The organism is Bacteroides sp. AM44-19, from assembly GCF_003603395.1.
Lineage (GTDB): Bacteria > Bacteroidota > Bacteroidia > Bacteroidales > Bacteroidaceae > Bacteroides > Bacteroides uniformis.
This window is the reverse complement of the sequence record NZ_QTNB01000032.1, coordinates 2,921-13,164: the sequence shown is the minus strand read 5'-3', so window position 1 is coordinate 13,164 and position 10,244 is coordinate 2,921. Positions and strand designations below refer to the sequence as shown.

Genomic DNA, 10,244 nt, shown 5'->3' with positions numbered 1-10,244 from the left:
ATACCCAAGCCCTTGCGTTTTTTCTTCTTTTTGCGCTTCATCGCCCGGATGAAGGCTTCCTCTTCAGCGTCCACTGCCGGACCTTCGGGGGCAAACAGGTTCATGCCGCTGGAATGGCTTTCGTATTCCCCTCCGGAATATCCTTGCCTGTTCTCCAGTTCCTCCACCGGAACGGAGAGCGGAATCGGCGGCTGTCCGGCATAAGGCAGCGTGAAGTGTTCCTGCAAGGCGTTGGCAGAAAGTTCCTTGCCCATGCGTGAGCCGTTTAACACGCAGCCCGTGCGGTGGTCGATGAACGTGGCTCCATAGATGCGCCCTTCCTCCGTGTAGCGTAGCACGGTGTCGATGCCCTTCCTTTTGAGCGTGGCAACAAACTTCTCCTTGTCATACGTGCCTTCCAGCACGGAAAAGACGGTGCGTTTCGTCATGTCAGCAAGTTTCCTGTCCTTAATCTCCTGCTTGGAACGGGCAAACTTCTTCTGTACGGCTTCATAGCCGACGGACTTCCCGAACAGTGAGGACTTGAAAGGATTACCGACCTTGTTACCCTTATCGTCCGTGACGGAATAGACCAGCCCGTGATACTCACGTCCGCGCACATTGCCATGCGCTTCCTCCACCGTCATATTATATAAGGAAAGAAGGGCGCGGTATTCGCCCATCGTCTGAAACTTGTATCTGCGGTTCAGTTCTCTAATCAGATTCCCCGCCTGCTTCTTCACGTCGCCCGCAGAAGCGTCCACTTTGCGCAGCGGCGTATCAAGACGGCGGTTCTTGCGTTCCGCGTCGTGCAGCCCGTATTTCCGTTCCAGTTCGCGTGTTATCTGCTTGCTCCGGTAAAAGTTATTCCGGGTGTCTATGCTCCTGCCTTCCTCGTCCACCCTGACCGTCACAATATGCAGATGGTGGCGGTCGATGTCCTCATGCTTGAAAACGAGATACGGCTGGTTGCCGAACCCCATCTTCTCCAGATACTCCCGTGCGATGTCCTGAAGTTCTGTGTCCGTCAAAATATCGTCGGGATGCGGATTGAGCGAGATATGCACCACCGGTTTCTTCACCTTCGACCGCACGGGCATCAGAGCGAGAAAGTCCTCCATAGCCCGGTGGATATCCACCGTCCCCGAACCGTCATTGTAGATGCGGTTGGTTGTCAGAAGCCGCCCTTTCGCCTCGTTGATCTTTTCCCCGTTGTAGGCAAGTGCGCCGTACAACGAGTTTCCTACACTGATTTTTGCGACCATTTTTCCTGCATCTCTCTTGAAAGTTCCACAATCCGGCGGCTCAGTTTCACGAGTTCGACGGTCTGTTGCTCCAGCTTGTAGAGCAACGCCATCGCCTTTTTCTCGGAAAAATGCAGCCTCAGTTCCTTCACGACTTGGTTGTAGTTCGTGCCTATCGCGCGGAACTGCGCATGAAAATCGGACAGTTTGGTGTAGTAATCCACCAGCGTCTTGTCCACTTTCAGCACTTTGAACGGCTGCCCGAAGAAGTGCGCTTTCAGGAAGACCGACTTGGCGTAAACGCCCGACTTCTCGAACATGGAGAGGAAACGGTTGTGTTCCTCCTCGCTGAAACGGACGGTGTAGCGGAACACCGCCGGATCGAGTTTGGGATTTCTCCCGCCTTTGTTTCTTCTTTTTTCACTCATATTACTTTGGATTTAGCGGTTTGACGGCATAAGCCGCCGCTTCGAGGCACAGCACCGCAGGTTTGAGAGGCTTCCCGACTTCGGAGGGTAAGCCCGCCCCCCTGCAAGGGCAAGGCGTTTTCGTGGCTGCTCAAAATATTTTGAGCGGCTGAAAACATACCTTGCTATGTTCAGGTGAACATAAAAATCCGTCGGGGACGGATTGGGGGAATGCCTTTCAAACCCCGGGCTGCGCCACCTGCGGCGAACCCTGCCGTTCGGGTGCAAAGTTACGCCCTTAACGCGGTATCGGACAGAGGCTTGACCCGGACAATCAGTGCCAACCGGCGCAACGTGCTGCCACTTGCCGGAGAAGTGATACAGATTCAAAAATATCCTTGTTTATTTGCAGCATGATTCAAGAAACGAACGATTTGAAGATATGGAAAAAGGAACTTTCAGATACCCGGCAAACCGCTTCGGCGGATATTTGCCAAACCGAATATCCGAACCGTCGGATACCCGGTTTTCCAGTGACGTGGTGATTCACGGATTCAATGACTTCATGACGCAATGCCGTCATTCACCGGTTATCCGAATCCCGGCTTCGCCATTGAAGCGGATACGTGACGGACCGCCCGGATAATGATTCACGGACGCGGATATGTATGTCACCGCTTCCGTACAGGAACAGGAAAACAATTTATCAACCATTAAAAGCAATAGAACCATGAGTAATGAAATCTTCGTTGCATTCGCAACACAAAAGGGAGGTATTGGAAAATCGACCGTCACGGCTCTTGCCGCCAGCTACCTCCACAACGTGCAAGGTCACAATGTCGCCGTCATAGATTGCGACGCCCCGCAACACAGCATCCACGGACTGCGTGAACGTGAAACGAAACTTATCGACGAGAGCCTCTATTTCAAGGCACTCGCGTGTGACCACTTCCGCAAAATAAAAAAGAACGCCTATCCGGTCATTGCAAGCGACGCCCTCAACGCCCTTGACGATGCCGAAAGGATGCTTGCCGAAGAAGATGCGAAACCGGACATCGTGTTCTTCGATATGCCGGGAACGCTGAAAAGCAACGGTGTGGTAAAGACCCTCTCACAGATGGATTACATCTTCGCGCCCATGAGTGCCGACCGCTTTGTCGTGGAAAGCACCCTGCAATTCGCAGTGATGTTCCGTGACAACCTCATGACGACGGGGCAGGCGAAAACAAAAGGGCTGTACCTGTTCTGGACGATGGTGGACGGCAGGGAGAAGAACGGGCTGTACGACCTGTATGAAGATGTGATTGCCGAAATGGGGTTGTCGGTGTTGTCCACCCGCCTGCCCGACAGCAAGAAGTTCCGGCGTGACCTCTCGGAAGAGCGCAAGAGCGTATTCCGCTCTACCATCTTCCCGATGGATGTGTCCCTTCTGAAAGGGAGCGGTATCCGTGAGTTCTCGGAAGAAATCAGCCGTATCATCAAACCTCAATGAGCATGGGCAGCAGGAAAGTGAACACCGAAGGCATTGACGAGGAACTGTTGATAGCCTCCATCGGCAGGCGCAAGCAGGACGGGACTCTGTACCGCGCACAGGAGCCGCCCGTGCCTGCCCCCGAAGAAGAGAGCGTCCCGGAAACGGAACCACCGCCCACGGCATCCCCGTCAAGGGAGAAGGTGCAGAAAGACATCGCCCGCCGCAAACGGCAAGAGGACGACTATTCCGGTCTGTTCCTCCGCCGCAACGAGATAAAGACACGCCAGTGCGTCTATATCAGCCGGGACGTACACAGCAAGATTCTTAAAATCGTGAATGACATCGCCGGACGGGAAATCTCGGTAGGCGGCTACGTGGACACCGTGCTGCGCCAACATCTGGAACAGCACAAGGAGAAAATAAACGAACTGTACAAGAAACAACGTGAAGACTTAATTTGAATATGAACACCTTTGGTCGTGTTCTTGAAAGTCTTGGTCTTACTGTTCTTGGCAGAAGAATAAGCCACGACGAAAGTAGCCTTACTGACATCAATTCCAACGTAGGTCATAGTCTTAACAATTTATTGAGACAACATCTATACATCTTGAACCACCATTGCGAATGCGGGGTCAAAAGCCCATTGAACTATCCGGTTTCTGATGTAAAAGTGTGGGGGCAGAACATATTCTACGGTCTTTTTGACTAATGGATACTCGGTCTTATTCCACACTTTGATGTTGAATGTTTATGCAAAAGTATAAAGAGTAAATAATATACAATGGATATGAATCAGGAAAAGAATCAGAAAAACAGAAGTCCGCACCATGACGGCGGAGGTTTGCTTGCCCAAGTGCAGGCGAGTGTGGAAATCCTGTCGCCCGTGCCGGTAGGCGGCAAATGCAGAGAAAAGGACTATGAACGGCTTTTCATCCGTGAACCCGAAGTAAAGGCACGCGAGGGGAAGATGGCATACGTGCGCCCGGAGTATCACGACCGCATCATGCGCATAACCCGTGTAATCGGGCATGACAGGCTTTCGCTGTCCGCCTACATCGACCATGTGCTTACACACCACTTCAACCAGTGCGAAGAGGCGATAAAGAGCCTTTACGCCCGGAATTACGACGCAGTATTTTAATCATCAAAAAGAAAAAGAAATGAGAAGAAAAAAGAATGATTATCGTGCCTTCCTGAAAAAATCAGGTTTCAAGGCAAGGGAAGGGAAACAAGTGTCCATCAGCAAAGAGACCCATGACAAGGTTGCCATGATTGTCCGCTGGCTGGGTGATGGTGAAGTCACAATGGCCGACTTCACTGAGAACGTGGTAAGCGAGTTTCTCCGTACACACCGTGACGAACTGAACCGTATGTTAAACGCAGTCCCCAGAGTAGAATTATGAACATGACTGACATTCTCCTGACCGTATCGGTCGGCTGCAACCTGTGGTTCCTGTTCCTGCTGCTCTACGACCGCATCATGGAAACGAGATTCGTCCGCTTCCTTAAAGGCATTGCCGGGTTTTGGCGGTCATTGGGCGGCACGGAGGTGAAGCAGGAAACGGCACGGGAAACACCTCCCGGAGAAACATCGGACATCATCGGCAGGAGCCATTTCAAGATGGCATCAACCCGGACAACCGCTGCCATACTGACGCAAGAAGCCGCCACTTCGAAAAAAGGCATTGAGCTGTCGGAGGAAGAGGCTACTTTTGACGATGGAAACACGGAAACCGTGTCCCACCCGGCACAAGTCCCGGAGGAAAAACTCGATGAAACCTTCACGAGCATCCCGCCTTCGGAACTGGAGTTCGGGGAGGATGAACCGGAGGACGGAACGCCCGACACACCGAGAGCTACGGGAAGCAGTTTTGACGAGATAGACGATGCGGTCAGGGCAGCCAAGAACCCGGAAGCGACAACGGCAGAACGGGAACGTGCGGCAAAGGTCTTCTCCGATATGGAAGGAACGGAACTGTACGAGAAACTGATGTCCGGCTCGACGGAACTGAGCATCCGTATCAAGGGGCTTATCGAAGTCCGGCTGAAGAAGCCGAAAAAGGAATTTACCGTACCCGACAACATTGACGAGTTCAATATCCGGGACTATGTATAACGGCTAAAAAAGAGTGGAAATGAAAACGTAAGACGGCATCACACCATGCGCACGGCAGTACAAGGTACAGCCAACCCGCAACGGACACACCCAAGTCCGTGGAAACAAACGGGCAACCACTAAACCAAAGTAAAGTAATCAAGTATCAACCGCCCGAAAAAGGACTATCCACCCTTTGGACGGCACAAAAAGAACAGTTTATGAATAAGAACATCAGACAAAAGTTCATCATCTCTGCGGCACTTATGATTGCCGCAACCGCCTCCGCATTTGCGCAGGGAAACGGCATCGCAGGCATCAACGAAGCCACCTCTATGGTGAGTTCGTATTTTGACCCCGGCACGAAACTTATCTATGCCATCGGCGCGGTGGTCGGTCTTATCGGAGGCGTAAAAGTCTATGGCAAGTTTTCATCCGGCGACCCGGATACCTCGAAAACCGCAGCCTCGTGGTTCGGCGCATGTATTTTTTTAATTGTAGCTGCGACTATCCTGCGCTCATTCTTCCTTTAATAAACAATGTATGGCTGAATACCCGATAAACAAGGGTATCGGTCGTCCGGTCGAGTTCAAGGGTCTAAAGGCTCAGTACCTCTTCATCTTCTGCGGAGGCCTGCTGGCACTCTTCATCCTGTTCGTCATCCTCTATATGGTCGGCATCGACCAGTGGATATGTATCGGCTTCGGCGCGGCATCGTCTTCCGTCCTCGTATGGCAGACCTTCGCGCTGAACGCCCGGTACGGCGAACACGGGCTTATGAAATTAGGAGCTATAAGGAGCCATCCCCGATACCTTATCAACCGGCGGCGGATCACCCGATTATTCAAACGGCAACGAAAGGAAGAAACGACATGAGAAATACATCCAAAATGACAACACTGGAAAACAAGTTCCCCCTGCTGGCTGTGGAACATGGCTGCATCATTTCCAAAGACGCCGACATCACGGTGGCTTTTGAGGTGGAACTGCCGGAGCTTTATACCGTGACGGGCGCGGAGTACGAGGCGATACACGGCTGCTGGTGCAAGGCTATCAAGGTACTGCCGGACTTCTGCGTCGTGCATAAGCAGGACTGGTTCATCAAGGAACGCTACAAGCCGGAGTTACAGAAAGACGACATGAGTTTCTTGAGCCGTTCATTTGAACGACACTTCAACGAGCGTCTGTACCTGAAACACTCCTGCTACCTCTACCTGACCAAGACGACAAAGGAGCGTAACCGGATGCAGAGCAATTTCAGCACGCTGTGCCGTGGGCATATCATCCCGAAGGAGCTGGACAAGGAAACCGCCGGGAAGTTCATGGAGGCCGCTGAACAGTTCGAGCGCATCATGAACGACAGCGGCTTCGTGAGACTCCGCCGCCTCTCCATCGATGAGATTGTCGGGACGGAGAAGTCCGCCGGGCTGATAGAGCGTTACTTCTCGCTCATGCCTGAAGGCGACACGACCTTGCAGGACATCGACCTCTCGGCAAAGGAAATGCGCATCGGCGACAACCGCCTGTGCCTGCACACCCTCTCCGACGCGGAGGATATGCCCGGAAAGGTGGCTACCGACATCCGCTACGAGAAACTCTCCACCGACCGCTCGGACTGCCGTCTCTCCTTCGCCTCACCCGTGGGGCTGCTGCTCTCCTGCAACCACATCTACAACCAGTATGTGATTATCGACAACAGCGAGGAAAATTTACAGAAGTTCGAGAAGTCCGCGAGGAATATGCAGTCGCTATCCCGATACAGCCGGAGCAACAGCATCAACCGCGAGTGGATAGACCAGTACCTGAACGAAGCCCATTCCTACGGGCTGACATCGGTACGGGCGCACTTCAACGTCATGGCGTGGAGCGATGACACGGAGGAACTGAAACATATCAAGAACGACGTGGGCAGCCAGCTGGCGAGCATGGAGTGCGTGCCGCGCCACAACACCATCGACTGCCCGACGCTCTACTGGGCGGCGATGCCCGGCAACGCGGCGGACTTCCCGGCGGAAGAGAGTTTCCACACCTTCATCGAGCAGGCTGTGTGCCTCTTTACGGAGGAAACTAACTACCGCAGTTCGCTATCGCCCTTCGGTATCAAGATGGTGGACAGGCTAACGGGAAAGCCGCTGCACCTCGACATCTCTGACCTGCCGATGAAGCGGGGCATCACCACCAACCGTAATAATACCCTATATTTTTACCATTTTTATATTGTTTGAGTTTGTATATAAATAACTGATATTTAGAGATTATTAGGAAAATGATTTGGCTTTTGATTTGCTGTTTTTTCCGATAATCTCTATTTTTGTATGCAAATCGTATGTACAAAATAGACGTATAACAATAAACAAGGCAGCCTATGTTCAAGTATTCAAAAGATGGCATATCCGTACTATCGGTACTGGATGCACGTAGGGCGAAGAAAAGCGGTCTGTTCCCTGTCAAGATACAAGTGATACACAACCGCAAGCAGAAATATTATTCCACCGGAAAGGAATTGTCCAAAGAGGACTGGGAAATCCTTGCCGAAAGCAAGAGCCGCAGACTGATTGAGATACGGGCAAGCGTGGAAAACAGTTTCTCCATCATAAAAAGCCAAGTGGAAGCCCTTGCGGAACGTGGGGACTTCTGTTTCGATGCGCTCAGCATGAGGTTGGGCAGGTGTACGGGTACAACCCTTAACACAGCCATACAGGGGAAAATAGACGCATTCAAACTCAACGGGCAGGTAAATTCCTATTATAACTACCGCAGCACGTTGAAAAGCATAGAACGGTTCGCAGGCGGCAGCGTGCCGTTCTCTGCGGTTTCTGCGGACTGGCTGTCACGCCTTGACAAGTTCCTGCGGAACGAGGGCAAGACCGTCACCACCATAAATTTCTATATGAAAGCCCTTAAATGCGTGGTGAATGACGCAAGACGCAACGGGATTTTAAGAGAAGCCCAATACCCGTTCGGCAGGGGGAAGTACGAGATTCCGAGCGGCAACAGCCGAAAGTTAGCCTTGACGATGGAACAGATAAAAAAAGTCGTGACATACAAGGGCAGCAAGACCGTTGAGAAGTACCGGGATTTTTGGTTTTTCTCCTACCTGTGCAACGGTATCAATTTCAGGGATATGCTTTTCTTGCGGTATGGGAACATCGTGGACGGTGAAATCTGCTTTGTACGCTCCAAGACATCGCACACGTCCAACCATATACGGGAAATAAGGGCGGTACTCACTCCCGAAATGCGGGATATTATAAAACGGTGGGGAAACCCTGACGATGGGAAACCCGATACTTTCCTGTTCAAGTACGCCAGAGAAACGGAGGACGAATTTGTCATTTCCAATATTGTCAGACGGGTAACGCACCGTTGCAACATCGCTTTGGCTAAAATAGCCCAAGCTGTCGGTGTCCCACGTTTCACGACCTATTCCGCCCGGCATTCCTATGCGACTGTCTTAAAACGCAGCGGAACGAACATCGCTTACATATCCGAGAGTTTGGGGCATTCAAGCCTTGCCATCACGGAGAACTACCTCGCCAGTTTCGAGCAGGAGGAGCGGATAAGGAATGCGCAGTTATTAACCAAATTCGATTGAGCCATGCCGAACAAGAAAACCAAGACGGTGAAGATTAGACACCTTGAATGTTTCAGTGCCATTTACGGGGAACTGGCGCAGAATCCCGAATACGCAGGCTACGAAATAGAAGAAGCCGTACTGCAAGTGAAATCATATATTCCCCCTACTGTTAAAGACGTGGACAAGGCGATAGAGAAAATAAGGTTCAGCCATGCCACCCGTAAATACAAGTACCCCGTATTCGAGGGCAGGGAACTGATAGACCAAAAGACATTGGCGAAAATGGCGGGCGTGAGCAGGCAGACCGTAGCCCGGTGGGAGGAACTCGGTTTCATATCCCGTTCGGACATAGGGCTGTCGGGAAACAAATATTTCGTAATAAAAGAAGTCGTTTCCCAACTTGAAAGGTTAAAGGATGTGAAATAGCGGCATTCGCATAATCACTTAACATACATAGGACAAACGGTGTGTTGGAAGGACAAAATCACCAATACATCGTTTGTCCCTTTTTTTATCCCGCTCCAATCTTGCCGGATGTCCTGCATTGTCCCAAGTTGTCCGGTCTGTGTCAAGTGATTAGTAATTGAATAATCGGTTTCTTTTATTCTTCCTTTGCGGCATCAACCGGTTGCAACGGCTATGACGGTAGCCAAGTAATAACTAAAAAAGGAAGAAAATATGACGAACATTATTCTGACAACGCCCGAAGAACTCCGGGCTATCGTGAGCGAAACCGTTTCCCAGTCATTGGCAGGATTCACCCAGCCGAGGAACGAACCCGACAACCTCACGCCCGATGTGGCGGTAGAGGTGCTGGAACGACACGGTTTTCTGATTTCAAAGGCACGGCTCTACAAGCTGACCGCAAAAAAGGAAGTGCCGTTCCGCAAATACGGGAACAAATTGCTTTTCTCACGGAAAGAGCTTCTCACGTGGGCGGAAAACCTTGCAAAAAGGGTGAACGACAAGGACGAGGCGGCACTCGCCATCGCCAAGAGCGCAAACCGGAAAATCCGTAACTATGGAAAATAAGAGGAAAGAAGAAGCCGGGCAGGGTGTTACCATGCAGAAAGAGGATTTCGCAGCCCTTTGGAAAACCATTCATTTAAAGGTGACGGACACTTACGAAGTGCCGCCCGAAATACTCTGGGTGAACGGCTCTACCATTGGCACGCTGGGTAATTTCAGCGCATCCACAGGCAAAGCCAAGAGCAAAAAGACATTCAATATTTCCGCCATTGTTGCGGCAGCGTTGAAGAATGACGAGGTACTGAAGTATTCGGCATACCTGCCACCGAACAAACGGAAAATCCTCTATGTAGATACCGAGCAGAGCAAATACCATTGCCACAAGGTCATGGAGCGTATTTTGCGGCTTGCCGGACTGCCTACCGACAAGGACAGGGACGATTTTGTTTTCATCGTGCTAAGAGAGCAGACCCCCGACAAGCGGAAACAGATTATCGGC

13 protein-coding genes and 3 pseudogenes are annotated in these 10,244 nt (G+C 51.4%); 13 read left to right on the top strand and 3 right to left on the bottom strand.

Annotation, left to right across the window (positions count from 1 at the left end; all coding sequences use genetic code 11):
- Both mobB and mobA read right to left on the bottom strand, forming a co-directional pair.
- Positions 1-1,244: conjugal transfer protein MobB (gene mobB, locus DW947_RS20450; RefSeq protein ID WP_119958617.1), on the bottom strand; the 1,244-nt coding region annotated here is incomplete at its 3' end.
- Positions 1,223-1,651, bottom strand: a complete 429-nt coding sequence (mobA, locus tag DW947_RS20445; RefSeq protein WP_005809224.1) for a conjugal transfer protein MobA — start codon at positions 1,649-1,651, stop codon at positions 1,223-1,225. The genes mobA and mobB, both read right to left, overlap by 22 nt.
- 421 nt (positions 1,652-2,072) lie before the next feature.
- On the opposite strand from mobA, the gene DW947_RS20435 reads away from it, so the two are divergent.
- The 3 genes from DW947_RS20435 (at position 2,073) to DW947_RS20425 (ending at position 3,565) form a co-directional block, all read left to right on the top strand.
- Positions 2,073-2,276, top strand: coding sequence for a hypothetical protein (locus tag DW947_RS20435; protein WP_032538122.1), 204 nt, complete (start codon positions 2,073-2,075; stop codon positions 2,274-2,276).
- An 84-nt stretch (positions 2,277-2,360) separates the two neighbouring features.
- Positions 2,361-3,122 carry a ParA family protein gene (locus DW947_RS20430; RefSeq protein WP_005809222.1) on the top strand — a complete coding sequence of 254 codons (762 nt, stop codon included), beginning with the start codon at positions 2,361-2,363 and terminating at the stop codon, positions 3,120-3,122.
- Positions 3,123-3,124: 2 nt separating this feature from the next.
- A complete protein-coding gene (locus tag DW947_RS20425) occupies positions 3,125-3,565 on the top strand; it encodes a DUF3408 domain-containing protein (protein WP_032538179.1) in 441 nt (146 codons plus the stop codon).
- 2 nt (positions 3,566-3,567) lie between these two features.
- Here DW947_RS20425 and DW947_RS21950 read toward each other — a convergent pair.
- Positions 3,568-3,675: pseudogene (locus tag DW947_RS21950) on the bottom strand (IS110 family transposase); the annotation flags it as partial.
- 216 nt (positions 3,676-3,891) lie between these two features.
- On the opposite strand from DW947_RS21950, the gene DW947_RS20415 reads away from it, so the two are divergent.
- The 10 genes and pseudogenes from DW947_RS20415 to DW947_RS20370 all read left to right on the top strand — a co-directional run.
- Positions 3,892-4,245 carry a DUF3408 domain-containing protein gene (locus DW947_RS20415; protein ID WP_005809216.1) on the top strand — a complete coding sequence of 118 codons (354 nt, stop codon included), beginning with the start codon at positions 3,892-3,894 and terminating at the stop codon, positions 4,243-4,245.
- Positions 4,226-4,507: a DUF3408 domain-containing protein gene (locus DW947_RS20410; RefSeq protein WP_255419346.1), complete on the top strand. Its 282-nt coding sequence runs from the start codon at positions 4,226-4,228 to the stop codon at positions 4,505-4,507. Before DW947_RS20415 ends, DW947_RS20410 begins: the two co-directional genes overlap by 20 nt.
- Positions 4,504-5,220, top strand: coding sequence for a hypothetical protein (locus DW947_RS20405; RefSeq protein WP_005809212.1), 717 nt, complete (start codon positions 4,504-4,506; stop codon positions 5,218-5,220). The genes DW947_RS20410 and DW947_RS20405 overlap by 4 nt, the downstream gene beginning before the upstream one ends.
- 200 nt (positions 5,221-5,420) lie before the next feature.
- Positions 5,421-5,732, top strand: a complete 312-nt coding sequence (locus tag DW947_RS20400; protein WP_005809211.1) for a DUF4134 domain-containing protein — start codon at positions 5,421-5,423, stop codon at positions 5,730-5,732.
- A 10-nt stretch (positions 5,733-5,742) separates the two neighbouring features.
- On the top strand, positions 5,743-6,075 hold the full coding sequence (locus tag DW947_RS20395; RefSeq protein WP_005809208.1) for a DUF4133 domain-containing protein: 333 nt from the start codon (positions 5,743-5,745) through the stop codon (positions 6,073-6,075).
- A pseudogene (locus tag DW947_RS20390) lies at positions 6,072-7,388 on the top strand (TraG family conjugative transposon ATPase); the annotation flags it as partial. The gene DW947_RS20395 and the pseudogene DW947_RS20390, both read left to right, overlap by 4 nt.
- Before the next feature lie 176 nt (positions 7,389-7,564).
- On the top strand, positions 7,565-8,794 hold the full coding sequence (locus DW947_RS20385; protein ID WP_117678389.1) for a site-specific integrase: 1,230 nt from the start codon (positions 7,565-7,567) through the stop codon (positions 8,792-8,794).
- 3 nt (positions 8,795-8,797) lie between these two features.
- Entirely contained in the window at positions 8,798-9,202 is a 405-nt protein-coding gene (locus DW947_RS20380) for a MerR family transcriptional regulator (RefSeq protein ID WP_102408426.1), read from the top strand.
- A 252-nt stretch (positions 9,203-9,454) separates the two neighbouring features.
- Positions 9,455-9,808: a helix-turn-helix domain-containing protein gene (locus tag DW947_RS20375; RefSeq protein WP_005856071.1), complete on the top strand. Its 354-nt coding sequence runs from the start codon at positions 9,455-9,457 to the stop codon at positions 9,806-9,808.
- Positions 9,798-10,244 (top strand): annotated as a pseudogene (locus tag DW947_RS20370) (mobilization protein); the annotation flags it as partial. The gene DW947_RS20375 and the pseudogene DW947_RS20370, both read left to right, overlap by 11 nt.